Source organism: Acinetobacter calcoaceticus (assembly GCF_051947995.1).
Lineage (GTDB): Bacteria > Pseudomonadota > Gammaproteobacteria > Pseudomonadales > Moraxellaceae > Acinetobacter.
Map to the genome: position 1 here is coordinate 110,694 of NZ_JBLVVH010000001.1, position 26,107 is coordinate 136,800.

25 protein-coding genes are annotated in these 26,107 nt (G+C 43.5%); 5 read left to right on the forward strand and 20 right to left on the reverse strand.

Translation table 11 applies throughout. The features are described 5' to 3' along the window. The first annotated feature begins 9 nt into the window (after positions 1 to 9). From ACNQO6_RS00595 to ACNQO6_RS00610, 4 genes are all read left to right on the forward strand, one after another. A complete protein-coding gene (locus tag ACNQO6_RS00595; RefSeq protein WP_440207795.1) occupies positions 10 to 849 on the forward strand; it encodes an RNA methyltransferase in 840 nt (279 codons plus the stop codon). Beyond that, positions 842 to 1,654 (forward strand): serine O-acetyltransferase, encoded by an 813-nt coding sequence (cysE, locus tag ACNQO6_RS00600; RefSeq protein WP_440207796.1) that lies wholly within the window; start codon positions 842 to 844, stop codon positions 1,652 to 1,654. The genes ACNQO6_RS00595 and cysE overlap by 8 nt, the downstream gene beginning before the upstream one ends. A 112-nt stretch (positions 1,655 to 1,766) precedes the next feature. Then, a complete protein-coding gene (locus ACNQO6_RS00605) occupies positions 1,767 to 2,666 on the forward strand; it encodes an ABUW_2363 family tetratricopeptide repeat lipoprotein (RefSeq protein WP_440207797.1) in 900 nt (299 codons plus the stop codon). 121 nt (positions 2,667 to 2,787) lie between these two features. Further along, positions 2,788 to 4,812 carry an esterase/lipase family protein gene (locus ACNQO6_RS00610; protein WP_440207798.1) on the forward strand — a complete coding sequence of 675 codons (2,025 nt, stop codon included), beginning with the start codon at positions 2,788 to 2,790 and terminating at the stop codon, positions 4,810 to 4,812. Between the two features lie 50 nt (positions 4,813 to 4,862). On the opposite strand, the gene ahpF is transcribed toward ACNQO6_RS00610, so the two are convergent. From ahpF to ACNQO6_RS00700, 18 genes are all read right to left on the reverse strand, one after another. Further along, the gene (ahpF, locus tag ACNQO6_RS00615; RefSeq protein WP_440207799.1) at positions 4,863 to 6,428 is read right to left on the reverse strand and encodes an alkyl hydroperoxide reductase subunit F; all 1,566 of its coding nucleotides are present in this window, start codon (positions 6,426 to 6,428) and stop codon (positions 4,863 to 4,865) included. 211 nt (positions 6,429 to 6,639) lie between these two features. Further along, positions 6,640 to 7,554 carry a hypothetical protein gene (locus tag ACNQO6_RS00620; RefSeq protein ID WP_440207800.1) on the reverse strand — a complete coding sequence of 305 codons (915 nt, stop codon included), beginning with the start codon at positions 7,552 to 7,554 and terminating at the stop codon, positions 6,640 to 6,642. Between the two features lie 27 nt (positions 7,555 to 7,581). Next, complete coding sequence (locus tag ACNQO6_RS00625; RefSeq protein WP_440207801.1) at positions 7,582 to 8,706, reverse strand: toxic anion resistance protein; 1,125 nt, start codon at positions 8,704 to 8,706, stop codon at positions 7,582 to 7,584. Between the two features lie 12 nt (positions 8,707 to 8,718). Continuing rightward, positions 8,719 to 9,495 carry a tellurium resistance protein gene (locus ACNQO6_RS00630; RefSeq protein ID WP_343579667.1) on the reverse strand — a complete coding sequence of 259 codons (777 nt, stop codon included), beginning with the start codon at positions 9,493 to 9,495 and terminating at the stop codon, positions 8,719 to 8,721. Positions 9,496 to 9,671: 176 nt separating this feature from the next. Then, positions 9,672 to 10,664: a putative solute-binding protein gene (locus ACNQO6_RS00635; RefSeq protein WP_440207802.1), complete on the reverse strand. Its 993-nt coding sequence runs from the start codon at positions 10,662 to 10,664 to the stop codon at positions 9,672 to 9,674. A gap of 160 nt (positions 10,665 to 10,824) precedes the next feature. Next, entirely contained in the window at positions 10,825 to 11,238 is a 414-nt protein-coding gene (locus tag ACNQO6_RS00640) for a PaaI family thioesterase (RefSeq protein ID WP_440207803.1), read from the reverse strand. 63 nt (positions 11,239 to 11,301) lie between these two features. Continuing rightward, complete coding sequence (locus ACNQO6_RS00645) at positions 11,302 to 12,285, reverse strand: fatty acid desaturase family protein (RefSeq protein WP_440207804.1); 984 nt, start codon at positions 12,283 to 12,285, stop codon at positions 11,302 to 11,304. Positions 12,286 to 12,411: 126 nt separating this feature from the next. Further along, positions 12,412 to 13,209, reverse strand: coding sequence for a PaaX family transcriptional regulator (locus ACNQO6_RS00650; protein ID WP_343579664.1), 798 nt, complete (start codon positions 13,207 to 13,209; stop codon positions 12,412 to 12,414). 108 nt (positions 13,210 to 13,317) lie between these two features. Continuing rightward, positions 13,318 to 14,118 (reverse strand): undecaprenyl-diphosphate phosphatase, encoded by an 801-nt coding sequence (locus ACNQO6_RS00655; protein ID WP_343579663.1) that lies wholly within the window; start codon positions 14,116 to 14,118, stop codon positions 13,318 to 13,320. A gap of 124 nt (positions 14,119 to 14,242) precedes the next feature. Further along, positions 14,243 to 16,132, reverse strand: coding sequence for a peptidase M48 (locus ACNQO6_RS00660; RefSeq protein WP_396512879.1), 1,890 nt, complete (start codon positions 16,130 to 16,132; stop codon positions 14,243 to 14,245). 101 nt (positions 16,133 to 16,233) lie between these two features. Continuing rightward, positions 16,234 to 17,772: an amidophosphoribosyltransferase gene (purF, locus tag ACNQO6_RS00665; RefSeq protein ID WP_343579662.1), complete on the reverse strand. Its 1,539-nt coding sequence runs from the start codon at positions 17,770 to 17,772 to the stop codon at positions 16,234 to 16,236. A 24-nt stretch (positions 17,773 to 17,796) separates the two neighbouring features. Next, positions 17,797 to 18,390, reverse strand: coding sequence for a CvpA family protein (locus ACNQO6_RS00670; RefSeq protein WP_199950348.1), 594 nt, complete (start codon positions 18,388 to 18,390; stop codon positions 17,797 to 17,799). A gap of 1 nt (position 18,391) precedes the next feature. After that, on the reverse strand, positions 18,392 to 19,399 hold the full coding sequence (locus ACNQO6_RS00675) for a quinone-dependent dihydroorotate dehydrogenase (RefSeq protein WP_440207805.1): 1,008 nt from the start codon (positions 19,397 to 19,399) through the stop codon (positions 18,392 to 18,394). A gap of 431 nt (positions 19,400 to 19,830) precedes the next feature. Beyond that, positions 19,831 to 20,310, reverse strand: coding sequence for a type II secretion system protein GspM (gene gspM, locus ACNQO6_RS00680; protein ID WP_009508583.1), 480 nt, complete (start codon positions 20,308 to 20,310; stop codon positions 19,831 to 19,833). Next, on the reverse strand, positions 20,310 to 21,449 hold the full coding sequence (gspL, locus tag ACNQO6_RS00685; protein ID WP_343579659.1) for a type II secretion system protein GspL: 1,140 nt from the start codon (positions 21,447 to 21,449) through the stop codon (positions 20,310 to 20,312). The genes gspM and gspL overlap by 1 nt, the downstream gene beginning before the upstream one ends. A 40-nt stretch (positions 21,450 to 21,489) precedes the next feature. After that, entirely contained in the window at positions 21,490 to 21,945 is a 456-nt protein-coding gene (locus ACNQO6_RS00690; protein WP_440207806.1) for a SixA phosphatase family protein, read from the reverse strand. A 75-nt stretch (positions 21,946 to 22,020) separates the two neighbouring features. Then, positions 22,021 to 23,094, reverse strand: a complete 1,074-nt coding sequence (locus ACNQO6_RS00695; protein ID WP_396512883.1) for an NAD(P)H-dependent glycerol-3-phosphate dehydrogenase — start codon at positions 23,092 to 23,094, stop codon at positions 22,021 to 22,023. A gap of 48 nt (positions 23,095 to 23,142) precedes the next feature. After that, positions 23,143 to 23,721, reverse strand: a complete 579-nt coding sequence (locus ACNQO6_RS00700; protein WP_440207807.1) for a nitroreductase family protein — start codon at positions 23,719 to 23,721, stop codon at positions 23,143 to 23,145. A 254-nt stretch (positions 23,722 to 23,975) separates the two neighbouring features. On the opposite strand from ACNQO6_RS00700, the gene ACNQO6_RS00705 reads away from it, so the two are divergent. Beyond that, positions 23,976 to 24,359: a hypothetical protein gene (locus ACNQO6_RS00705; RefSeq protein WP_440207808.1), complete on the forward strand. Its 384-nt coding sequence runs from the start codon at positions 23,976 to 23,978 to the stop codon at positions 24,357 to 24,359. Between the two features lie 48 nt (positions 24,360 to 24,407). Here ACNQO6_RS00705 and ACNQO6_RS00710 read toward each other — a convergent pair whose 3' ends face one another. Beyond that, positions 24,408 to 24,662, reverse strand: coding sequence for a hypothetical protein (locus ACNQO6_RS00710; protein WP_032872047.1), 255 nt, complete (start codon positions 24,660 to 24,662; stop codon positions 24,408 to 24,410). 152 nt (positions 24,663 to 24,814) lie between these two features. Beyond that, complete coding sequence (locus ACNQO6_RS00715; RefSeq protein ID WP_440207809.1) at positions 24,815 to 26,002, reverse strand: phosphoglycerate kinase; 1,188 nt, start codon at positions 26,000 to 26,002, stop codon at positions 24,815 to 24,817. Positions 26,003 to 26,107: the final 105 nt, after the last annotated feature.

A 26,107-nucleotide genomic window follows, 5' to 3' on the forward strand; every position in this document is an offset into this window, starting at 1 on the left:
GGATATTATATGAACCAGTTTGACTCAAATAACGTGTCCAAACATTTGGATCATGTCCGTATTGTCATGGTCAATACCACCCTACCCGCCAATATTGGTAGTGCTTTACGTGCAATGAAAACCATGGGCCTGTCCAAGCTGGTACTGGTTGCACCGAAAACCTATCCACATCCCGATATTGATGCTTTGGCAGCGGGTGCACAGGATTTGATTGAACAGATTGAAATTGTTGAGACTTTAGAACAGGCCATTCAGGATTGTCATATTGTATTCGGCACCAGTGCCCGTAGTCGCACTATTCCATGGCCATTGCTCGATGTTCGCCCTGCAGCAAAAGAAGCCTTACAGGCGGCAAGCAAAGCACAACATATTGCCATCGTGTTTGGTCGTGAAGATCGTGGCCTGACCAATGAAGAACTGGCCTTGGCCAATTACCACTTAACCATTCCAGTCAATCCTGAGTATGGCGTGCTGAATGTTGCACAAGCCATTCAGGTGGTCTGTTATGAATTAAGAATGGCTGCACTTGAACAAAATACTCAAGTTACAGATACACCAAACGATCATATGCAACTGAAACAACAGCAAAGCATGGAATGGGATGAACCGCTGGTGACACAGCAACAGATGGAAGAGTTCTATCCTCATCTGGAAAAAATGCTGACTGAAATCGAGTTTTTGGACCCGAATAATCCGCGTTTATTGCCATTACGCTTGCGTCGTTTATTTGGAAGGATACAATTAGATCGTATGGAGTATCATTTATTACGCGGCATCTTCAGCCGCGTTCAGGCACTTGCCAATGGTTCATGGAAAAAGACAAACATGGAGGATCGTTCAAATGATTAAACAGCTTAAAGAAGATATCGAGGCTGTGTTTGCACGTGATCCTGCGGCTCGAAACACGCTGGAAGTGCTAACCACCTATCCAGGTATCCATGCGCTGATCATGCATCGTATGGCACATGAATTGTGGAAAAAAGAATATAAGGGTACGGCACGCCTGCTTTCTTCATTTAGTCGCTTTGCTACAGGTATTGAAATTCATCCGGGTGCAAAAATTGGCAAACGTTTCTTTATCGATCACGGCATGGGTGTGGTCATTGGCGAAACGGCAGAAATTGGCAACGATGTGACGCTTTATCATGGTGTTACTTTAGGCGGTACCACCTGGAATAAAGGCAAACGCCATCCGACGCTGGAAGATGGTGTGGTGGTGGGCGCGGGTGCAAAAATTCTAGGTCCGTTTACCGTGCATAAAGGTGCAAAAGTCGGTTCAAATGCTGTCGTTACCAAGGAAGTCCCTGAAAATGTAACTGCTGTAGGTAACCCGGCGCGTTATATCTTCAAAGATAAAACCCAAGTGGAACCGGATGAAATCAGTCGTCGTGATTATGCGGAAAGTATTGGCTTCCAGCCCTATGCAACCACTCAGGATCAATCCGATCCTATTTTAGAAGGCATTCGTGTCCTTCTCGATCGGATGCAAAAAAATGAGAAACGCATGAACCTGCTGTGCCAGCGCCTGTCGGAACTGGATCCGAGTTTCACACCGCAAAGTTCTAAGAATCAGCCATTAAGCAAAGAAGAACTTAAAATTATTGAAGAAGTTAGACGTGAATGTGAAGCACAGAACAAAACTTCGGCAACATAAGCAAATATATAAGAAATGTAACAAGCTTATCATTGCAAGTTGGTTTTGCTTTTCCTAGACTGGTGAAACCAACGATCTACTTCTCATTTAACTAAAATTAATGGATGTAAGCATGAATTTTAAGCCTTTGGCATTACTTGTACTTTCCACTTCTTTTTTAACCGCCTGTGGCATCGCCCCAGTCAAAAAAGATAAAGCTTCTGAGCCATTTGTATTCAAAGAGCCAGAACCGACCGCGCCGTTCTATGCTTTAAATCCAATCAAATATGATGCGCCACCTAGCTTCGAAGTTGCCCTGAAAGATGCAGCAGCTCAACCGGTGACTAAAATGGTGGTGTCATTACAAAATGATCCGTCAAAATCAACCACGTTAGACATCAATAAACTGATCGTTCCAACCATCGACAGTAAACAACGCAATGTAAAATATGCAGTTCTTGCCGGTGAAAATGAAATCGATGTAACAGAAATTGATGATTTCTTACAACTGGTTGAAGGTAAGGCACGTCACTATCCACCTCGTTTCCCTGATCGCCAGGAACGCAAAGGCTATGAAGCGAAGTTAAAAGAAACCACCCAGAAACTGGATGCTTTGGCAGAAAAGCCAAATGCATCTATCGATATCCTGACACGCGCATTTAAAGCAAGTGTGATGGCACGTAATATGGATCTGGGTACAGCGTATACCACCAAATCATTGAACTACGCGCAACGTATTCTTGCAATGAACCCGAATGATGCTGAAACAAACTTCTGGTTCGGTTTTGGCTTGTCTGAAGGTGGCGGTCAACGTGAAGCGATTCCTTATTTAGATAAGGCCATGAAAGGCGGTGTTCAAGAAGCTTATCTTTCTGCTGCAAACAACTATCTCTGGTTAGAGCAAAAGAAAAATGCACTTCAAACCTTAAAGAACTATAAAATCAATTATCCAGATGAAGCTGAAGTCACGGATCGTTTGATCAAGGAAGTGGAATCTGGAAAACGCTGGAATGTTTGGCAAGTATTGAACTAATCAATAGCCCATTCTGTAGTGAAAAATAGACTGTCGTGTACAGTCTATTTTTTTATGGATGATTGAAAAAACATTCGATTTTCGTATTATAGCTACAATCTCCCAGCCAACTTGCTGATTTATGAAGCTAGCATTTACCCCGAATCAACGTTTATTTGCGATCAGTCTACTCAGTGCGATGGTGATGAGTGGTTGCCAGGTCGTCAGCCTGAAACAGCAAGACCTCAATGTGACGATTGCGAACGAGCGTAATAGTATTCTGACCCAGAAAAAATTGAGTGAAGCCAGCCTCAATGTGCTGTCAATGTCTGGCAAAGAAGCAAAAGTCTGCATGCAGACCCCAAATGAATGTATTGCAGATCTGCATAAAATTCCGCAGATTCAGGATGAACAACTTTTATCTACTGCCAGCGAATTATATCTTTCCAAAGCAATGAGTCTCTCCGACTCCTCTGAGTGCAAAGTGAGTAAACTCACCAAACATAAAGGCGAAGAAGAACAAAAAACAATTCAGAAAACCTATGAACACTGCCTGGATCAAGAGCTTGAAGCTCTCGATAAGAGCATTCGTTATAGTTATGCTTATTTATTTAAAACCGCCCGCCAGCCGCAGGAACGGATTTTTGATAACAGACAAGTTCAAATTCGGGACTTCTATAATCAGGCCTTAACCAAAATGGTCAATGTCCATAGTTTAAGAAACCCCTCCAAAACTATTACGCCGACGATTAAAATTGGTAATAGCACATACACTATTGATATACAGTCCTATCAACGCTTGCAAAATATGCAGCTTGAGAAGTTTATTTCTAGCTATAACATGAACTTTTCTGGCTTAAGAGCCATTAACCGTCGGGATGGTTTCGGTTCAGATTTCGTCGCTGTATTTCCCTCATCGGATAATGCTACCCATGGTGAAAATAAGTACATTCTTGATCCCTTAACCTATAACTATCCAAATGGGGTTAATCCCAACATCCATAAGGCGCGTTATCTGGCTGCCACCATTATTGCTCAACCCAAAAAGGCTACCGCAACGGTGGATGATGTACTGAATAGCCCAGAATTTGAAGTCAAGGTCTATGATCCCTACAGTGTCGAGAAAGTAAGTATTGCTGGAAAAGAATATTCACTGGCAGCCAATTTCTCGGCACCTTATGGTCTCTGGCTGGCTGAAAATAATTTAGGGACTGCGGCTTATTTAACATTAATTGACCGCGACCAGCATCTAACCATGCCGCATTTATATATGCTTGAACCTTACAATCCGAACAAGAAAGTGATTGTACTGGTACATGGTCTGGCCAGTAGTCCTGAAGCGTGGATTGCGGTCACTAACGATATTATGGGTGATCCTGTTTTACGTGAGCATTATCAGGTTTGGCAAATCTTCTACTCTACCAATATGCCGATTCTGGAAAGTCGCTTTCAAATCTATGCCGTGTTAAAACAGGCCTTTGCTTCATTGAATCCAAAAGATGCCGCCGCTCAAGATGCAGTTTTAATTGGTCATAGTATGGGCGGCATTATCAGTCGGCTTTTAGTGAGCAATGCGGATATTTCCAAAGAGGCACTGACTATGATGAACAGCCGCCAACAGGCACGTTTGCGCAAACATCCTGTGATTGGTGAACGATTGAAAATGGAGCCGATTGCAAACTTTGATCGTGCCATTTTCTTGGCAGCACCGCATCGCGGTACAGATTATGCAGATCGCTGGTTTACCTTGGCAGCCCGCAAGATTATCAAGCTCCCTGCTACGTTCTTGACCACCTTGGCGGATACACTCACCAGTGACGATATGGATCTTAAAGACTTTGTTAAAACCTTGACCAATGACGTGATCCAGAATGGTCCAAGTGATCTAAGCAAAAAATCCAAATTTATGGAACTAACGGCAACCATTCCTCCGGAAAATGGTCTGATTTTCCATTCCATTATGGGCAACATTACCAAGAGTGATGATCCGAATGTCATCACCGATGGAATTGTTCCTTATAAAAGTGCACATTTAGATGGTGCTGTGTCTGAAAAGATTTTCAAAGGTGGCCACTCCATTCAGGAAACCCCTGAAGCAGTATTAGAACTTCGTCGTATTTTACGTGAACATCTGGTTGATCATGGGTTATATAAACCGAAGAACTAAACACCATAAAAAAAGCCCCAAACTTTTGGGGCTTTTTTAGATCAGCTCATTTATAGGCCAGAACGGATCATATAATCAAAGGCAGAGAGTGAAGCCTTGGCACCTTCACCTGTGGCAATGATAATTTGCTTGTACGGCACAGTCGTACAGTCACCGGCAGCAAATACACCTTTAACACTGGTTTCGTTACGGTCGTTGATCACGATCTCGCCACGGTTGCTCAACTCAACCGCACTGTTCTTCAGGAAGTCGGTATTTGGCAATAAGCCGATCTGTACAAAGATCCCTGCCAGCTCAACCGTATGTTCTACATCAGTGGCGCGATCTTTATATTTCAACGCCGTCACCTGAGCGCCATCACCGACCACTTCTGTACTCAGTGCATTCATGATCACGGTGGTATTTGGCAAGCTGTTTAACTTGTCTTGCAACACCTGGTCGGCACGAAGCTTGGTATCAAATTCAACCAGAGTTACATGCTCAACAATGCCTGCAAGGTCAATGGCTGCTTCTACACCCGAGTTACCACCACCAATCACCGCAACACGTTTGCCTTTGAACAATGGCCCATCACAGTGTGGGCAGTAAGCCACACCACGGGTACGGTATTCGGCTTCACCCGGCACATTCATCTCTCTCCAGCGTGCACCGGTTGAAAGAATGATGGTTTTCGATTCAAGCTTGGCACCATTTTCCAGTTCAACTTCAACCAGACCGTTGGCGGTTTGATCTGCGCCTGTGATCTTGCTGACACGTTGCAGGTTCATGATATCCACGCCGTATTCACGGACATGTGCTTCCATGTCCTGAGCAAACTTCGGACCGACAGTTTTTTGCACCGTGGTAAAGTTTTCAATATCCATGGTATCCATCACCTGACCGCCAAAGCGTTCAGCCACAATACCGGTCTTGATCCCTTTACGCGCTGCATAGATTGCCGCAGTACCACCGGCAGGACCACCACCAATCACCAACACATCAAATGCATCTTTGGCATTGATGGCCGCTGCATCTTTCTCAGCTGAATGGGTATCTAACTTGGCCACGATTTCTTCCAGAGTCATACGACCCTGACCGATATGCTCATTGTCCTGGAATACCATAGGTACAGCTAAGATTTTGCGCTCTTCCACTTCATCCTGGAAGAAAGCACCATCAATCATGGTTGCCGTGGTATTCGGGTTGTTGATTGCAATCAGGTTAAGTGCCTGCACCACATCTGGACAGTTGTGGCAGCTTAGTGACACAAATACATCGAAGTTTGCAGTCAAGTTGAGGCCTTTGATTTGAGCTAGGACTTCATCAGAGACTTTTGGCGCATAGCCAGACACTTGCAGTAATGCCAGAATCAAAGAAGTAAACTCATGGCCCATCGGCAAGCCAGCAAAGAACACACGCGGTTGTTCACCTGCTTTGGCAACACCGAAGCTAGGACGGCGAGCGTTTGAACCGTCAAAACGCGCCGTAACTTGGTCAGAAAGTTCCACGATTTCAGTCACCAGTTCTTTGATTTTCTCTGCTTTGTTTGAGTCATCTAAAGCAGCAACCAGTTCGATCGGACTTTCTAAACGTTCTAAATAAGCTTTTAATTGAGTTTTAATATTTTGATCTAACATGTATTTCTCCAAACCCTAAGACTTTTAAATCGGTCAATTCATTCAATAAGGCTATACTACGCAAAAACTATAAATAGGTAAAACAGTATGTTTTTATGAGTTCAATCGAATAAATCTATCAAAAACAAATCGACCGGCACAGCATACAGGGGCAAGCACAAAGGTCAACGCGATGCGGTACGCTGTAAGGCGTTCTGATCATAAAAACAGATTAATACTCAAGCTTTTGACTAATTCGATTGCGACGATTTTTCAAGTTCTTGGCTAACAAATATAAAACGGCACTTAAAGCCAAGATCAATAAAACGATTCCCCACAAAATGAGGTTCACAATCTGAGAAATACGCTCTGCCTGCTGGGCACGTAAATCCAGCGGTTGTGTAAGTGCAGTGATGCTTTTACCGTAAAGTTGCTGTTGCATCACCCACAACTGCTCAGGCTTGAAATCGTATTTCTTAAACAAAAGTGGATCATTCTTTTCAGCATCAATGAGTTGGTTTACATACACATTCGCGGTCTTACGATCGACAGGTTGATGCAATAAAGCCACTTGGGCCAGAACATAAGCTTTTTCCGTCGAAGAAATCTCGGCTTGTTGTAAATCCTGGGCAATCTGGCTTTCCACAATATTATTTTGATAACTCATCCACTGCTGATAAGCCTGCTTGGTTTCATCTTTCCAGTCATACTGAATGTAACTTAAACCAGACCAGAGTAAGATAAATGCAATGATCCATGCCAGAAAGCGTTGCGTCCAGGCCTGAAAACGCTGCTGAAAAAACTTGAGTTTTTTCGCCCAGCTCACCAGAAAAAAAGCACCAACAAATGAAACCAGGATTTTCAGGAACAGCCAGCCTACCCATGACAATAAATTAAATAAATAATCGACAGGTTGCTTGAAAGGAATAAGCTCCTGGACATGATAAGGCAAATCGAGTACCTGAACCTGCATGGAAAGATCGAAGAAACGATAGATCAATTCTTTCTGAAAAAATAGCGAGGCAATGGTAACCGCCGCTAAAGTACTGGTCAGAAAAAACCAGATCATTAAATGACGCTGACGTTTTTTTAACACATCTAAACGCTGGTCAAGCGGCTGTACACTCAAATCGTCTATCGGTGACAATGATCTTTCCTTCAAAAATTAATCGTATCAAGATTGAGGTGGCTGGCTATTCTCCAGCACCAGATGATTCAGACTATCCTGCAAGGCCCGTAACCGTGTCGTGGCTTCAGCACGTTTCTGCATGCCTTCTTTCTGGATTTGAATCACATCATTTACTGTTTTAATGAGGGTGTTTTGAACATGTTCAAGGGTTTCCACATCAATCACTGAGCGCTGATTGGCTTTAGCCGTATCAACCGAGTTTTGATGAAGTAACTCTGCATTACGACGTAATAACTCATTGGTGGTGTCATCAATGGCTTTGGCAAGCTGCACGCTATTCTTTTGCTCCTGTAATGAAATCGCCAGACTAATCTGATTTTTCCAAGCTGGCAAAGTGATATTTTTAATCGCATAGAACTTATCGACCAGCATCAGGTTATTCGACTGGATAATGCGGATCATGGGCAATGTTTGCATGGCAGACTGTTGTAAGACCTGTAAATCACTGACCCGCTTTTCCAGATTATTGGCCAAATGATTCAGGTCATAAATCTGCTGTGTGGTCTGCTGATCCTGCTCTTGAGAAGACAACGCTGAAATCTGCTGCTGGATATCCTGTTGCTTCAATTGACCTGCTGCGATATACACACCCAATTGCTTATACTCATCCTGTACGGCATCAAACATTTTATCAAGCGTACCAACCCGTGCCTTCAAACCAGATTGCGAGCTTTCAATTTCCTTAACCAGAACATCGATCTGTTCTTTGGTGGTATTAAAGTGCTGATCAAAATTTTGCTTGGCGCTTTTAAACTTGCTCAGTAAACCGCCAAAAAAACCCGAGCTCTTTGATTTATTCAGAATGCTAGACGTATTGAGCTGCTGGGCGACCTGCACCACTTCATTGAGTTTTTGTCCTGTGCTATCCAGATCTTTATTCTGCACCAGACTTAATAACTCATCCGTATAAGTCGAGGTCTTATTGGCAATATTTTTACCATACTCTGCCACAACAGTCTGACTCATCTCTGCCAACTCTTTATGCGCATCCATCACTTCGGCAAGGTCTTGTGGCTGTAAACCCAACTCTTTCAGGTTGAGTTGCTCAAAACGTTGCTCAGGCTTGAGTTCAAGTTGTTGAGACACTTTACTAAGTTCTGAATCTGACATGGTATTCCCCTCTTATTTCTGTAATGATTTTTTCAAATTTTGAATCAGGTTTTCTCGGCTCTTGTCTAGTTGCTCAATGGTCGACGACGAGCCAGACTCACGACTTTGCTTCAAATGATATTGCCATGCAGGAATTAGCACCTGTTGCGCTTCCTTAAAACGGTCTAACAGACTAAACGACAAATGCTGGGATAATTGCATCTGCTTCATCGCAATATCATTGCTGCTCTGTAAAGTTTGTAGCGTATTCACTTTTTTTGAAAGTCGCTCGACAAAATGATCCAGCACCTGCTGTTTGCTAAATTGAGGATATTCTCTTAAAAACTCATCCGCGGCCTGAATATAGGCAGCCATCTGCTCACGCAACCCCAATGCCTGTTGCAAACGTGACTGCGATTTCTGGATTTCTATCTGCAAGCGCTGACTCAGATGATTGGCTTCATGGATCAGGCGATCTAAATCTTTGACATATTTGACTTGACCCGCATCATATTCGACATCAATCCCCAACCATTTTTGCAATGCATTGAAGCGACGTCCACCCAGATATTTTTTTGAAAGCGAAAGCTGCTGAATAATCTGGCTAATCACTTCGCTCAATTGCTGATTCAGTTTGGGATCAACCCCATTGAGCAAAACACTCTGGGCTTGTACCAAATGATCTGCATAATGATTTAAACGATGTGGATCGTTTAATAAAGGCACTAAATCATTACGCTTGATCGCTAAAATATGTTCTTGATTTGACTCAATTTGCGATAAAGGTATCAAGTCGGGCGGTATCGTCATATAAGTTAAAAATCGTGGGTACAAATAAATTTGGACAGGTTTATTTGTAGCATGTTCTGACAGTTTCGCCTACAGCATTGTTGTTATGTTTTTTAAAATATATGGCCTGATTAAAAAGTAAAAAATCCTCTAAATTACAATCAATAAAGAGGATTCTAACAAGCTTAATTCATGATTTATTCATCATTGAGCGCGCATTCAAAACTATTTGGATTTTGCTTGCAACGAACCTTCTTCAAGAAGCTCATCATTTTTGGATCATAAATCCCGGCCTTGGTCAGTGAAATACGTGCCTCACGCATCATTTTCATATAATTCACCTGCTCTTCAGGGGAAATATTCATCCAGTACTTGGCCGGAATTTCCTTTTCATATTTGGCGATAATATTAAAAGTACGGCCCAATTGACCTGCCACCCATTCTCGTGACTTTTGACCAAAGCCTGCCGGAAACTTGTCCTTGCGAATAATAAAATTTGCCGAGATTTGCGTGAGCGGAAATTTTACGATGCCGCCTTTATCGCCTAAACCTTTATAAAGTTCAAAAGGCTTATAGGCCACAATCGGTGCAGGCACGATATCAATCTGGTGATTATTGAATTTGGCACCGGCATTGGTCACATCAACTGAAACCGCTTGGGCACCGACCTGAGCCACCAGCTTCGGTTGTGCCTCATCATAGGCAAATACGCCAACCTTCTTTCCGGCAGCCTTGGCTAGGGTATTGATACTACGATCAGAAACAAATAGATAGGCAGGCCCAATGGTACCAAGCCCGGCAATTTCATAAGGCCCATTGATCATGCTTTTTGCAGCTTGTGGTTTGGACAAAAGCTGATAGGCTAAAATTGCCGTTTTTAAATCGGTCAGTGCACCAATTGCATCTAGAGAACCGACATATTTATTGAACTGTCGGCCACGTAAGCCACTGATAATCGCTCCATCGCATTGCCCGACCTTCAGATCTTCTGCAGCCACACGTTCATCGACATAAGCACGCAAATCGATATCAGCTCCCCATTTCTTGGCTTCAAGCGCATAATCCTTTGCCAATGCAAAAGCATCACCTGATTTACCCACAGGATCGAATACACACACTGTTTGCTTGGCCTGTGTAGCGACTGCACATCCCCATAAGGCCAAAACTATGAAACCGTTTTTAATGATCATCCCGTTCATCCCAGATCAGTTTTGTTATCTATTGATCACACCTGATTGAGCCGCATGATCCTATGACGAGATTAATTTTTTTAACGGATTTACAGTCAATACAACCGCACAAACCGTTGAAATAGCGGATTCATCGCTACGACCTGTAGATTTAGACCAATCACTTTTGCGGCAGTGCATAGGTGCCAATCACATGGGCGACGGGTTCCTCATCATCCAGTGAATATAACCAGACTTCGCCTGTAACTAAGGTTTTACCCACTTTTATCAATTTGCAGACCGCCCGAATATCGCGATTACCATTGGGCTTACGAAAAAAGTTAATGGTCATATTGGTGGTGACCGCCATCGCAACCAAACCTAAATGTCCCAGAATGGCAATGTACAGCACGTAATCTGCAACCAGCATTAAGGTCGGCCCAGAAACCGTCTGACCTGGCCGTAAATCACCTGTATCAACACGATAAAGCAGCTGTGCTCCTCTGGGTGTAATTTCCTCAATGGTACTTTTCATTAGCGCTTGCGGAAATTCTTGTGCCAGAAATCCCATGATTTGCTCTTTTGTTGCTGCCATGCGTTCTTCCCTTGCTCCTGTTGTTTGATCCCTGATTTAAACTGACATGCTTGACACGGTAATTTAATCTGCCTGACTGGAAAGCTGATTTAATACCTGCCAATAACTTGGCGGTTCAGCCACATGTCCACGTTCACGTAACATCTGATGCATTTTGGGCAGTTTAGAATAAGGTACCGCGGCCATCAAATGATGTTCTTTATGATAGTTCACATTGATCGGTGCAACTAAGGCACGTGCCAAATAGCCCGCTTTGGTGGTGCGGGTATTGGTTAAGGCACTGTGACTGGTCTCCATGCCGGCATGTTCTGCCATTGAACGGACTCTGAGGAATAAAGGAAATGGGGTTAAATAGGCTACGATCCACAATGCATAAAGCTTAGGATGACCTGCCGCCCATAATGCTGAAAACAGCGCTGCATTGGTTGCAATTGCTCCACCACTATTCTTTAAAAAGGCTTTGGGATAATCAGTCCAGTGTTTGCCTTCCTGAGAAATCCAGCGACGGTCATTGGAAACTGTCCACTCCATTTTTTCAATATCCATCAGCACACGACCAACTGCAAACTTAAATCCGGTCACTCCGGTTAAATCACGCATGAATTTCCGCATCAACGATTTCTTAGAGGTGGGAAAACCCGTGACCAGTGATAGATCAGGATCATCCACTGTCGAGGTTTTACTGTGATGGCGCATGTGATGAGCACGGTATTTATGTAAATCATTCCAGATCGGACGCGCACATAACCAGTCAGTTAATGTGTCATTCAGCCATTTGGTTTTAAACAGGCTTTGATGCGATGCGTCATGCATGATAATCGCCAGGGCCAGTTGACGCCCTGCCAAAATAACCAGCGCTGCAATACACATCAGTAATTTCCCCCAAGCAGGCAAATATTCCCATGAACTTGCTACGGCGGCAAAAGTCCCACCAATAACAGCCCAGGTCGAGAACACCGCCCAACTGCCCTGTATATCCGATTTAGCCGTGAGCTCAGTAATTTCCTCTCTACTGAATAAGTCACTGATTGCTACGCGTGTATTCATCTCTTTATCCTGCCTGAATGTGTTGTATTATTATAAAACTACACAATTTATCTTTTTATTTTAAACTCAGTAATATTTCTGTCAATAAATTAAAATTAAAATAATTGTAATATTTATAGTCAGGATTTACTCCTCCTGACTTTCATAGAATTTACGCCACGCCTCTAAGCCGGTCTGATCGAGTTGCTGTACACTTTCAGCAAATTGCTGGCGCAGTTGTACATCTACAAAATCTTCTGGCAATAAGGGATCATTCATCAATAAAGAAATGGTTTGACGCCCGAGTAATAATGACTCTCGAGCGGCATCGTCCAAGGCAAGTTTAGGTACTGTGGCTAACCACTGCTGGATCATATGACTGTATTTTTCATAATTCTGATTTAAGGTCTGGGTTGCCCAGAGTTTTGGCAAGTTTGCCAAAGTTGTCGCATCAAAATGATTAATTTGACAGATTTTTGCACACTCTTCTAAGCCTGAGGCTTTTAATTCTGCACAAAGCTGATCAAAACCCGTCGCCAGATTATCCGGACGAATATAGATTCCCTGTTCCAGTTCTTTAAAACCAAAATGCTTGAGTGCTCTTTCACGCCGATTTAAGGCAGTCCGATCAACACGCCCCAAGGCACCGGTAAATACCGCCAGATATTGATGATTCCAGCGCTTGGTCTGTTTAATGCCTTGTTTACGATTTAACATGACATCGGCCCATTCATGCGACTGCACTGTAAATTGATACACGCCACGTTCAATCGCTTCAATCACACCATCACTGGATAAACGGGTCACTGCCACGCGAATGCTGTTTTCACTAATGCTGAATAACCTAGCCGCCACAATCATCTGCTTAATTGAAATCGCACCACCTTGTAATCCCAAGAGCAAATCAATAATTAAATCACGGGCATTCATTTTAGCGATTGTCATGTTGCAGTCGAACCCACATTGGAATAGAAAAGATGAGAAATAAGAGACTGGAATCTTAACTGAGAATCTCCCTTTTGGCATTTGCTAAAAGGGAGAGTTTTTTATTATTTATAGGAAAACAAACAGTAAAATAATACCGAGAACAATACGGTACCAAGCAAACACACGTAAGGTATGACGTTCAACAAATTTTACCAGTGCACTGACCACAAACAGTGCCGAGATAAAGGCTGCAACAAAACCCACCGCAATATTCAGCATATTGTCTTGTGTCAATACATCCGCATTGCGTGCCAAGTCAAATACTGCTGCGCCCAACATGGTCGGCATTGCCAGGAAGAATGAAAACTCGGTTGCGGCTTTACGTGACAACCCTGCAAACATCCCCCCCACAATAGTCGCACCTGAACGTGAGGTTCCTGGAATCATGGCCACACATTGTGCACATCCCACCAGAAACGCTTGCTTATAGGTAATCTTGGTTGCATCCGTGGTTTTATGATCAAATTTAATCGATTCCACCCAGAAAATGATCAAACCACCGACAATTAAAGCAATCGCAACCACCAGCGGACTAAACAGGACACTCTTAATAAAATCGACTGCAAATACCCCAATCACCACCGCTGGAATAAATGCCAGTAAAACGCTAAAAGCAAAATGCCGTGCTTCTGCATCTCCACTAAAAAACCCTTTGATCAGGTCAAAAATCTTTTGTCTATACAGCCAGCAAACCGCCAGAATCGCACCCAGCTGAATCACCACCTCAAAAACACGACCGTCATCGGAATGAAAGTCGATCATATGACCAAATAAAATCAAATGACCTGTACTTGAAATGGGCAGGAATTCGGTTAAACCCTCAATAAAGCCTAAAAACAAGGCTTTTAAAATTTCAATATGTTCCATAAATTACTCAAAAACACGTAATACAAGAATAAAAATAAATGGCAAGCTTACCTTGAAATGGCAGCATTTTATGTGTTTGTCACGTAACGTTTTTATCAAAAAATCACGCGCACCTGCATGTCCTTTAAATAATCATCAGACTATTTTTCTTTTGCATTTGCTCAACCACTTCATGCGTATCGAATCCCAGACGCCAATATAAAAGTTCTAGAACATCCAGCTCATCCTGAGTAATAATCCGGTCGTTCCAAAGACATCTTTCTGCAATTGACAAAATATTGAGACGATCACGCAATAACAAGCCTGACACATCATTCAGGATTTCCGCCAGATCCAGTGGCTCATCTGAAATATCGGCATAGGTTTGCATTTCATCTTCAGTCAAAAGCAGTTGCAAGATACGTTCCCGCACCTCAAGCTGATTTGGACTATTAATTTGCTGAACATGCAGCAAGGCATCAATCAAATGCACAATCTGGGATTTCACATCTTCAAAAGCCGCAGGTAAATGGGCCGGCATTAAATTCAGTTCATGTTTGACGCGTTCGAGCAACAAGGCATCCAGCAAGCCCACTTCCCCATCTTCCTGAATAATACAGGCCAGCTTGGTAAGAAATTGACGGGCGATACTGGCTGGCATGTGCCCAATATTCTTGCAGGCATCATGGAAAATCTGCACATGAATACGACCATCCAGATTCAATAAAGCATCGACGATGGCATGGCTGACCGGTGCATCCTGCGGAATAAATTCGCGATATTGACGGATCATCAGAATCGCCACCATCACCTCACGCGAACCCGTTGCGGTTTGCATGGCGCGCTGAATCAATTCAGGGCGTTTCTTATTTTTACGTATCTCTGGGTTAAGCGGCTTAATCGCATCGTTCAAGGCAAAGCTAATCGGCGATAAACGCAACAGCGGCAAAGGCTGCGGTGAGCTCCACGGCGTGGTAATGTCGGTGGTTTCTTCTTCCAGCGAACGAAACAGGCTGAATAAAGGACGATTACGCAGTTTTCTGAGATTTTCCAACTGTAAATCTTGCAATAAGGTCGGGTTCAATTCATAGATGCGGTCTTTAATACTGGGATGAATATTCATCCAGCTTTGCGGACTTAATGAATTGGCAAAACACATATGTGAAATGGATTCAGAATAGGCGCTATGAATTTGCGAACCGGAATGATGCACGTAAATCCGTAATAAGGTTTGAATATTGGCATTATTATTCATCAATCGCATAGTCTTAAGATCATTGCGAAAGGTTCGCCCACTCAAAGTGAGATATTTAATTGCACGAGTAATCAAAATACCCAAACTACCAATCAGCCAGATCACGCCCCCTATCGCGACAAAAATGGTTTCAAACTTATTGCGATAGGACGTTGCATAGGGACTATATCCAGCCTGAGCCAGCTTACTGCCCCATTGGCTAAACGTGGTCAAGCCACTGTATAACAGCTTCAGCTTGGTATTTTCGACGGCTTCACCGGATAAAATCTGGTTAAACTCATAACTGAGCAAACCATACAGTTCCAGCTCATCCAGATTTTGCAAAGCGCCCCAGGTCAGGATGATCACAATGTCCTGTGATCTAAACCCAGCCGTTAAGGCATTTACCCCGACTTCATCCGGTAATACATAGACTGCTGGAGGATCGATGGAAAAACTTTTGGCCACTTGCTCGACAATTTTCAATGCCGTACTTTCTTCCGGTGTACTTTCATCAAAAACCAGACGTCTGGCTTTTAATTGCTTGGCAAGTGAATGTCCGCCCTCACGGAGTACATACAACTCTGCACCCACCGACCAGAACAGCACAAAAATCAGCAATAGAATAAAATAGGGACTGAGCGCATGCCACCAGATGGGCTGGGTATAATCAAAGAAATGAACCACCAAACCTAAAATTAGATTCAGAATAAAAACAGTCAACAACATCGCCAGCCAACAAAAGCTCATTGACCATGCAATATTCTTATTTTCGATTAAGTAATGGCTCATTTCTCTCAATGTAAATTTTCCTGATTACATTGTTTCTAGTAAGGACTTCCGTATCCGCTATCATAAAATAAAAAAGCGGGAAATTCCCGCTTTTCTATGGACCAAAAGGTTTACATTTCTTTGATACCGGTTAAATCTACCGAAGCGGCATCAATATTCACATCGATATAGCTATCTAGTTTATTTTTAGCAGAGTCGCTACGTTTTTGCTCAAGGTTATCAAGGTAAGCCTTGTCAATTCCACCTGCGACATAAATACCATCAAAGACTGAACAATCAAATTCAGTCAGATCTGGCACTTTACTGGTACGCACGGCATTTTTTAAATCTTCCAGATCCTGGAAAATCAGACGGTCTGCACCAATATTTTCACGGATTTCTTCTACGGTACGTCCTGATGCAATCAGTTCAGCCTTGGCTGGCATATCAATACCATAGACGTTTGGATATTTCACCATTGGCGCAGCTGAAGCAAAGAATACTTTCTTCGCTCCCGAATCACGGGCCATCTGGATAATTTCGTTACAGGTGGTGCCACGCACAATCGAGTCATCAACCAGAAGTACATTCTTGTCTTTAAACTCAAGCTCGACCGGATTCAGCTTTTGACGAACCGATTTCTTACGCTGCTGCTGACCTGGCATAATGAAGGTACGTCCAATGTAACGGTTTTTCATAAAACCTTCACGGAATTTCACCCCTAAAATATTCGCCAATTCTAAAGCGGAAGTACGGCTGGTATCCGGAATTGGAATCACAACATCAATATCGTGCTGCTCGCCCCACTCTTTCAAAATCTTGTACGCCAGCTTCTCACCCATTTTCAAACGGGCTTTATACACGGAAATACCATCAATCGTGGCATCTGGACGTGCAAAATACACGTATTCGAAAATACATGGACGATATTCAGGATTTGCAGCACATTGCTTGCTAAACAACTGACCATTCTCATCAATGAAAATCGCTTCACCTGGCGCAATATCACGTTCAACTTTAAAACCGAGTGCGGTAATCGCCACAGACTCAGAAGCAATAATATATTCAGTGCCTTGCTCAGTTTCGCGAGAACCGTAGACCAGCGGACGAATACCATTCGGGTCACGGAAGCCGACCAAGCCGTGGCCTGTGATCATGGCAACCACGCCATAAGCACCTTTACAGCGCTCATGTACACGAGAAACGGTATGGAAAATATCGTCTGGCGTTGGATTTAAAGTGCGGAGCTTTTGCAGTTCATGCGCAAACACGTTGAGCAGAACTTCGGAATCGGAATCCGTATTCATATGACGTAAATCTGTTTTAAACAGGTCATCATGAATTTCTGCGGCATTGGTCAGGTTACCATTGTGTGCAAGGGTAATCCCGTAAGGAGAGTTTACATAAAACGGCTGTGCTTCAGCACTGCTGGATGAACCTGCGGTTGGGTAACGCACATGTCCAATCCCGTAGTTTCCAAGCAATGCACGCATGTGACGGGTATGAAATACATCGCGTACCATACCGTTATCTTTGCGGAGAAATAAACGCCCTTGGTGGCAGGTTACGATCCCTGCGGCATCCTGTCCTCGATGTTGCAGCATCGTTAAGGCATCAAATAACATTTGGTTCACTGGTGATTTACCGGCTATCCCAACAACTCCACACATAGCAACCTCGCGACAAGCTAGCGATTAATAAAAAGGATTTTTCGTCGAATGATCAGAACGCTCAGTGACTGATGCGCGTTCTGATTCGTCCATTTCTGGTGAAGGGCGATGTAATAACGCACCTTCGGATGTCATTTGATGTAAAGCTTGATTTGCCGCATCTTTGGACATTTCAGTTGCCAAAGGTGCGTAAGGTAATAAAATTTGTACGAATTTAGACTGTTTCCAGTGCGGTGAACTTTCAACCCAAGGTCCAAGCCCCTGCATGGTGATCAGCACAATCAAAAGCCCTTTAAGGGAACCAAAAGCGCCCCCTGCTAAACGATTTAATGGGCCCAGTTTTAAACTTTTCAAGAGCCCATTCAGTAATGCCGAAACAATCCAAGTACACACCACGATGATCAATACGATAAAAGCAAAAGCTGCAATTTTTTGCACAACCGGGTCTTGGCTCAGACTGCTCATCGCAGGGGCCAAGACCACAGCGTATTTTGCTCCAATGATCAATGCAAATATCCATCCGATCAAGTTGGCAAAGGCTTTAATAAATCCTTGGCGCAAACCGTTCAGCCCTCCAATGAGCAAGATGACCAGAATAATGATATCAAGCGTGTTCATTTCACAATGTCATCGCATTAACACAATCTTTAATCAGGGTTGGACCGGTATAAATCAGTCCGCTATAGACCTGAACGAGGCTCGCTCCTGCCTGTTGTTTCGCAACCGCATGTTCGCCTGCCAGAATACCGCCGACGCCGATCAAAGGAATCTGACCTGCGAGAACTTTCGCAAACTGGCGTAAACATTCGGTACTTTTCTCAAATACAGGTGCACCAGATAAGCCACCTGCTTCATTACCGTTTTCCAGGTTTTCGACACCTTCACGGCCCAGCGTGGTATTGGTCACGATGAGACCATCGATCTTGAATTGCAGTAATTGTGCTGCAATAAAATCAATATCTTCTGCTGTGAGATCAGGTGCAACTTTAAGCACCAGAGGAACATAATGATTATATTGTTTTGCCAGCTCTAGTTGTCGATCTTTTAATGTTTGTAACAACTCTGTCAGTGCGTCACCGCTTTGTAAGCTACGTAAGTTTTTGGTGTTTGGCGATGAGATATTCACCGTAATATAAGAAGCGTAATTATAAACTTTTTCGAGACAGATCAGATAATCAGAAACTGCATCTTCAACAGGCGTATCGGCATTTTTACCAATATTGATGCCTAGCACACCTTTAAATTTTGCCGCCTTGACATTCTCGATCAGTTTATCCACACCGTCATTATTAAAACCCATACGGTTAATAATGGCTTTTGCCTGAGGAATACGGAATAGACGCGGCTGAGGATTACCTGCTTGTGGACGTGGTGTAATGGTTCCAATTTCGATAAAACCGAAGCCTAAAGCTGCTAAAGCATCAATATGCGCACCATTTTTATCCAAACCAGCGGCAAGACCTACAGGATTCGGAAATTCAATGCCCATACATGTCACAGGTTTTGCTGCTACTTTCTGATGCATGAAGCCAATTTTATGGGCTTTATCCAGCATTGAAAGTGTAAGTTCATGTGCACGCTCTGGCGCTAAAGTAAACAACAAAGGGCGAGCCAATGAATATAACATACCAATCACAGTCTACTGTTTTTTCAAGTAGGCATATTATAGGCATAGGCGTATCAAAACACCATGCCTGACATAGGGTTATTTTTTAAGGTCTGGTGACATTTCAGCCATATATTGCCTGACTTCTACAAAACCATTCAAACGAGACCTCAAATGTAGATAAGGAGACCCTGTTGGCAAACTTTATAAGCCAGTTTGCTGATTTTTTTCTTTAGTCCCAACAACCTATTTATATTCAGGAAAAAATACGCCCACCTACTCTAGACAGGAAACTATGCAGTATTATTCCTCATACAACCGGCCTTCCCTGACTTTGTTTACGGTTTATGAGTGAGTTCCAGTGTCGCCTGCCAAGAAAGATCAGGTATTACAAAAAGGCTACGCATTCAGGCTGAGCCTTCATACTGTGTAAAAAATCCAAAACCCTGATCTTATTGCACTGTTGCAGTCAGTTTAATCTGATTGTTATTTGACACCATATCCATTTTTTGGATGCTAATGCCCATTTGTGACAACTGCATTAAAAAGTTAGCTAAAACGGCATAGTTCTGATGTTCAGCCACCAGTTGAATCTGTTCCCCATTTTGCTGTGAGGAGACAGCCAGGCCCTGCTGTTGCGCGGTACGCTGAATCTTGTCTGCAGCGGACAGTGCAAGATCATTGGCAGGTTTCATGGTGGCAGCATTGCTCTGCATCCAGACGGTCAGATCCTTGAGTTCATTTAAACGTTTTTGCTGTTGATCGGCCAAAGCGTGCATTTTCCACAAGGAAAAACCAATAATAGTCACGATCACAAAGATGGTCGTAAAAATCACCATCACGCGCTCACGTACAGATAAACCTTGCAGATAGTCATTAAGCGCTTCGATTTTCTGGTCGAAGCTGTTTTGTAAACGTGTTAGTGCTTTCATTATTTTACTTTTACCACCCCGATTGCGCCGGCACTGTCCGCCTGCACATTACCTAACTCAGCCTGAAAACCTTGTTGATTTAACTGTTGGGTCAAGCCTTGCAGATCTTCTGCCGATTTTGCCTTGAGCGACATGGCCAGTGTTGAAGCCTCATAGCTGACTTGCTGGGCCACAATCTGTTTTTGCATCAGGATGGGGCCGACACGACTTAATAGCGAAAGTGCCTGGGTATCGCCCAGCTGACTCATCCGTAACTGGCTTTCAAACTGGCTCTTGATATTTTGTTCAGTGACCCTGATATTTTCGCCGAACCAGTATTTATATTGGTCAATGGCTTGAGCAGCGGTCTGATCCGCAACTTTTTTCAGTTTCGACCAGCGTAAGGCATCATAGCCGAGTTGCACCACGATCACAGCCAACAACACTGCCGCGGCAGCTTTCCAATAACCCGACCATTGGGTTTCGGCATGTTTTGACTTCGGCAAAACATTAAACGGATGCTGTTTCGCTTTTAACAGGGGCTGAAATTGATAACTGAATTCCGTGCGCTGGTCTTTGCTGGATGCCGTTGCCAGACTGTCCATCTGGGCAGCATTTAAATTGGCAAACTTAAACTGCGTTTCAGCTGGCTGGAACTCAAGAAATAAACCCAGATCATCCACCGAGTTCCCCAACCATGCATTTTCCCTGACCAGTAATTGATCATAGAGATTGACCAGCACCACTTCATGCTGTGCGGGTTCAGGCAAAATCAGAAAGTCAGGCAAGAAGGCACTGATCTGGACAGGTAACAGACTAAGTGCATGTTGCCAGGTTTCAATACTTGACTGTGCTACCCCCAGAATACTGACCTGATCCTGCTGAAAATGATGTACCACTTTCATCTGGTCAATCGGCAAGCTTACAAACTCTTCCAGAAGATATTTAATCCCTTCTTGTCCCAGTTGTTTGTAATGTACCTTGCTCATCGCCTGTTGCAACATCTGCGCATGACGGCTTGGAAAATAAACCACGGTCTCTTTTCCGCTATGCGTCTGCAAGTCTTGAATCAGTTGCTCAAGACTGTCTGCCTGCAACCAGTTTTCCCCAGCCGACCAATACCATGTTCCATTGGTTTCGGGCATCCATAAATACAGCATCGGTGTTCAGTACCCTTATCCTAACGCGGATATATAAAAATTATAATGTTGGCGTAAAACGGTTCTTTTGTGTCGATAGTCCATTCGCGATCACAGCTTGATCATAAATACGGGCTTCTGCCAATGCAAATGGATTAAAGTTCTCATGGGTCAACTGTTCAGCAATATGCGCCACCACATTCATATGACAGACCACTGCAATTGACTCATACGGTAATTTTGACAACCATTCAATTGCATCTTTGGCCTCATCATCCGGTTTGATTTTATCGCAAATCAATACGGGAATACCGTGAAAATGTGCCTTGATATGGGCCAAAGTTTCCTGAGCACGCAACAAAGGGCTCACCACAAAGATTTCCGGCTGTATCACATCTTTTAAAAACTGCCCGGTTTGCTCAGCCTGCTGATGACCACGCTGGGTTAAGGGGCGTTGCGTATCGTTTCCACTGATGGCTGGAGATGCTTCACCGTGACGAACTAAAGTTAACTGCATAAAACGACCTTATTTTTTATAGCGGTATCATAACGCGAATAGATGACAGTTTTTTGATACATCTCATGATTTTGCTTAGACTTCATGATGAGGTAACACAAATTCAACATCGCTACGATGACCATTTTTCATTAAAGACAACGCAATATTCATAGGCGGTGCGCCTTCAAAAATTACTTCATAGAGTGCATTGGTAATTGGCATATACACATCCAGTTCTTGTGCTTTGGTACGCACCTGAACAATGGTATTAATCCCTTCAGCGGTCTGTCCCAGCTCTTTGGTCGCCTGATCCAGAGTTTTACCTGAACCCAGCGCAAAGCCAATCTGATAATTACGGCTTAACGGGCTATTACAGGTTGCGAATAAATCACCGACACCCGACAACCCCAAGAATGTTAAAGGATTAGCCCCCTGCTTGACCGCAAAACGACTCATCTCAGCCAAAGCACGGGTTAGGATCATACTCTTGGTATTTTCACCAATCTTGTAGGCATCCCCCATCCCCATCGCCACGGCGTAGATATTTTTCAGTGCACCGCCCAATTCCACACCGTGCACATCATCGCTACCAAACACACGGAATAAAGCACTATGTAAGGCATGCTGAACGGCATAGCGAACCAGTTCAGAATCACTGGCAATCACCGTGCCTGATGGCATACCTGCCATGATTTCTTTGGCAAGGTTGGGACCGGATAACACACCGTAGGGTACTTCTGGCAATTCTGTACGAATAATATCACTCATGAAACTGAAGGTTTTGGCTTCAATCCCTTTGGTTAATGAAACTACAGCCTGAGATGTAATAAACGGTGCAATCTGCTTTAACACATCACGAAATGAATGGCTCGGAATCGCCACCAGAATAATGTCACGGTCACGTACTGCAAGCTCCAGATCGGCGACTGCACGCAATCCGGCTTCCAGAGTAAAATCAGGTAAATAGCGTTTATTGACGTGAGTCTGGTTAATTTCCTCTGCGACGGCAGCATCACGAATCCAGATCATGGTATCGCAGCCATTACGCACAGCCAGGTTAGCCATGGCTGTGCCAAAACTACCACCACCCAATACTGTAATTCTTAATGCTGTTTTCTGATCTACAGCCACCGGTTCAACTAAATCGCTAAATTTTAACTCTGTCATTTTTTATCCTGAAACCTATTTTCTTTCTTTCATCATTACAAACCAGACTTAGTTTGCTTGCCACACCTTGACAAAATCCTGACTGTTTATTTCTGCACGCGGTGCAATCGCCTTTGCCGCAGTGCCAATATAAATAATTCCTGAAATTAAATCTTGCTCTTTTAAGCCCAATTGCTGTTTTAACCAGTTTGACTCAACGACGGCACCTGAACGCCACATACTGGCAAACCCTTGAGCCTGTAAAGATAACAAGAAATTCTGAATCGCTGCGCCCGTACTCAGGATCTGTTCAAAGTGCGGTACTTTGGGATGATCCTGAAGCGTCGTTAAAGCAAGAACCAGCAACGGCGCACGGAATGGATGCTGCTTGACCCGATCGAGCTGGGCAGTATCTGTTTCTCCGAGATCTGCCAAGGCCTTAGCCAGATGCTCACCAAAAGCAGCGCGCTGCTCAGCAGTAACGATGACAAAACGTGTCGGTTTTAAACGATGATGATCTGGGGCAGTCAGCGCAGCTTGCACTGCTTTTTCGAGTTGTTCTGTATTCGGTGCAGGCTCAATGAGTTGCCCAATAGATTGACGTTGATGAATATTTTGATGAATTGTCTCTATATTTGAGTCCGTCATTGAAATGAATCTAACTAACACAAGGATGGCGCTAGATTAGCATAATCTGAATCAATTCCACTATGCCTAATTCCTGCTTGTCATAATGGGTTATATTACTTTTTGTCAATAAATGGAAAACCTCATGATTACTAAGCTCATCATTCATTTGACAAAATTAACAGAGTCTCTGCACAAACTGTACATAACCTGCCAAAGCCCCCATAAATTATATGTTCAAATAATATGATTACGTAATCACTTGAGAACAAGCAATGAAAAAAACCTTTATCATGAGTTTAGTTGGCGGTCTGGCACTGGGTCTAACGGCATGTGCATCTACACCAACCAATACATTGGCCATTCAAAAAGAAAACAATCAATATGAAGTGACGGGCATTGGTAAAACCAACCTGATCGCCAAAAATAATGCGATTAGTGCTGCTCAAAAAACCTGTAACCGCAATACCTCACCTGTTGTTGTAGATGAAAAAACCGCCTATCAAGGCGTACTCAAAGGTGTGGTGGATGAGCAAACCGGCAAGATGGTTGAAGCCGCCGCAGGTGTGATTGGCACCATTACAGGTAAAAATGCCTCTTTAGCCAAAGATGATGATTATCAGACCACCCTCACCTTCTATTGCAAGGCCAACGCCTAAATACAAAAAAGCCGATGTTTCTACATCGGCTTTTATTTTCTGTATGGCTTAGTGAGCTTGGCTCGCAGCAACTTCTGAAGCTGCCGCATGCTCTACAACATCGCTATTATGTTCATCTAAATTGGGCTTATCAATGGCATCAATTGCAGCTTGTTGTTCTGGAGTGGTCTGTGTCGATTGAGTAGATACAGCAGAAGCTGCCTGATCTTGCTGTTCAGCATTCTTCGATTCATCTTTCTTTGCACATGCAGTCAGCATGATTGGAGCAATGATTAGCGCGGCAAGGGTCAATTTAAATTTCATTACGGCTTTCCACAGTAACTTGGTTAACTTGTGACAAGCATATTTCAGATATATGACATTTTAATGACGACCATGTGATACAAAAGTAAAAAGAGCCGATTTAAATCGACTCTTTTTTTATTTCTCTATTTAATCAAAGCGCTATGTCTTGATTAAGCACGTTCAAGTAGAACCGCAACCGCCGGTAAAGTCTTGCCTTCTACAAACTCAAGGAAAGCACCGCCACCGGTTGAGATATAACCGATTTGGTCCGCAACTTCATATTTATCAATCGCAGCCAATGTGTCACCACCACCAGCAATCGAGAAACCAGCAGATTCAGCAATTGCCAAAGAAAGTGCTTTGGTCCCCTCGCCGAATTGATCCACTTCAAATACGCCCACTGGGCCATTCCAAAGAATGGTTTTTGAAGATTTCAGGATTTCTGCAAATGCTTTAGCCGTTTCAGGACCAACATCCAGAATCATATCGGTGTCAGTCACATCTGCAACATTTTTCACAACAGCTTGCGCGCTTGCCAATGAACCCAGGAAGTCTTCAAAGTTGATCTGGCTAGCATCTGCAACCACAACATCCGTTGGCAATGGCACACTGACTTTTGCAGCAATTTGTTTTGCCGTTTCAACCAGATCAGCTTCGTAAAGTGATTTACCCACGTTATAACCTGCTGCTGCCAGGAAGGTATTGGCAATACCGCCGCCAACAATCAATTGATCGCAGATGGTAGACAATGAGTTTAATACATCAAGCTTGGTCGATACTTTAGAACCTGCAACAATCGCCACCATTGGTTTTTCTGGGGTTTGCATGGCACGACCAAGCGCATCTAATTCAGCCGCCAACAATGGACCTGCCGCTGCGATTGGTGCAAAACGTGCTGCACCTTCTGTTGATGCTTCTGCACGGTGCGCTGTACCAAATGCATCCATTACGAATACGTCACAAAGTGCAGCGTATTTTTTTGCCAGTTCTTCGTTATTCTTCTTTTCACCGTGGTTGAATCGCACGTTTTCAAGTAATACCACCTGACCTGCTGCAATGTCCACACCATCTAGATAGTCTGTGAATAATTTAACGTCTTGACCCAAAGCCTTGCTTAAATAAGCAGCAACTGGCGCAAGTGATTGTTCTGGTTTTGGCTCACCTTCTACAGGACGACCCAAATGAGAAAATACCATCACTGCCGCACCTTTCTCTAAAGCAGCTTTAATGGTCGGCAATGCCGCACGTAAACGTGCATCACTGGTAATTTCCCCATTTTTTACAGGAACGTTTAAGTCTTCACGAATAAGGACACGTTTACCTGCTAAATCAAGATCAGTCATGCGCTGAAAATTCATGGATGGCTCTCTAGTTGATTTTAAAAACGGCACAATTTTAAATGATTCTCTGAAATAAAGGTGAGTTTTTTTGCAGAAAAGCTGCCGAAGCCGTCACTTTTGATT

Coding starts and splice junctions, on each gene's coding strand:
- ACNQO6_RS00595 (WP_440207795.1), top strand. CDS start 10: ATGAACCAGTTTGACTCAAATAACGTGTCCAAACATTTGGATCATGTC.
- ACNQO6_RS00645 (WP_440207804.1), bottom strand. CDS start 12,285: ATGAATACACGCGTAGCAATCAGTGACTTATTCAGTAGAGAGGAAATT.
- ACNQO6_RS00655 (WP_343579663.1), bottom strand. CDS start 14,118: ATGGAACATATTGAAATTTTAAAAGCCTTGTTTTTAGGCTTTATTGAG.
- ACNQO6_RS00650 (WP_343579664.1), bottom strand. CDS start 13,209: ATGACAATCGCTAAAATGAATGCCCGTGATTTAATTATTGATTTGCTC.
- ACNQO6_RS00640 (WP_440207803.1), bottom strand. CDS start 11,238: ATGGCAGCAACAAAAGAGCAAATCATGGGATTTCTGGCACAAGAATTT.
- ACNQO6_RS00605 (WP_440207797.1), top strand. CDS start 1,767: ATGAATTTTAAGCCTTTGGCATTACTTGTACTTTCCACTTCTTTTTTA.
- ACNQO6_RS00710 (WP_032872047.1), bottom strand. CDS start 24,662: ATGAAATTTAAATTGACCCTTGCCGCGCTAATCATTGCTCCAATCATG.
- ACNQO6_RS00610 (WP_440207798.1), top strand. CDS start 2,788: ATGAAGCTAGCATTTACCCCGAATCAACGTTTATTTGCGATCAGTCTA.
- gspL (WP_343579659.1), bottom strand. CDS start 21,449: ATGCTGTATTTATGGATGCCCGAAACCAATGGAACATGGTATTGGTCG.
- ahpF (WP_440207799.1), bottom strand. CDS start 6,428: ATGTTAGATCAAAATATTAAAACTCAATTAAAAGCTTATTTAGAACGT.
- ACNQO6_RS00675 (WP_440207805.1), bottom strand. CDS start 19,399: ATGTTATATTCATTGGCTCGCCCTTTGTTGTTTACTTTAGCGCCAGAG.
- ACNQO6_RS00625 (WP_440207801.1), bottom strand. CDS start 8,706: ATGTCAGATTCAGAACTTAGTAAAGTGTCTCAACAACTTGAACTCAAG.
- gspM (WP_009508583.1), bottom strand. CDS start 20,310: ATGAAAGCACTAACACGTTTACAAAACAGCTTCGACCAGAAAATCGAA.
- purF (WP_343579662.1), bottom strand. CDS start 17,772: ATGTGTGGAGTTGTTGGGATAGCCGGTAAATCACCAGTGAACCAAATG.
- ACNQO6_RS00630 (WP_343579667.1), bottom strand. CDS start 9,495: ATGACGATACCGCCCGACTTGATACCTTTATCGCAAATTGAGTCAAAT.
- ACNQO6_RS00695 (WP_396512883.1), bottom strand. CDS start 23,094: ATGACAGAGTTAAAATTTAGCGATTTAGTTGAACCGGTGGCTGTAGAT.
- ACNQO6_RS00715 (WP_440207809.1), bottom strand. CDS start 26,002: ATGAATTTTCAGCGCATGACTGATCTTGATTTAGCAGGTAAACGTGTC.
- ACNQO6_RS00670 (WP_199950348.1), bottom strand. CDS start 18,390: ATGAACACGCTTGATATCATTATTCTGGTCATCTTGCTCATTGGAGGG.
- ACNQO6_RS00700 (WP_440207807.1), bottom strand. CDS start 23,721: ATGACGGACTCAAATATAGAGACAATTCATCAAAATATTCATCAACGT.
- ACNQO6_RS00635 (WP_440207802.1), bottom strand. CDS start 10,664: ATGATCATTAAAAACGGTTTCATAGTTTTGGCCTTATGGGGATGTGCA.
- ACNQO6_RS00690 (WP_440207806.1), bottom strand. CDS start 21,945: ATGCAGTTAACTTTAGTTCGTCACGGTGAAGCATCTCCAGCCATCAGT.
- ACNQO6_RS00705 (WP_440207808.1), top strand. CDS start 23,976: ATGAAAAAAACCTTTATCATGAGTTTAGTTGGCGGTCTGGCACTGGGT.
- cysE (WP_440207796.1), top strand. CDS start 842: ATGATTAAACAGCTTAAAGAAGATATCGAGGCTGTGTTTGCACGTGAT.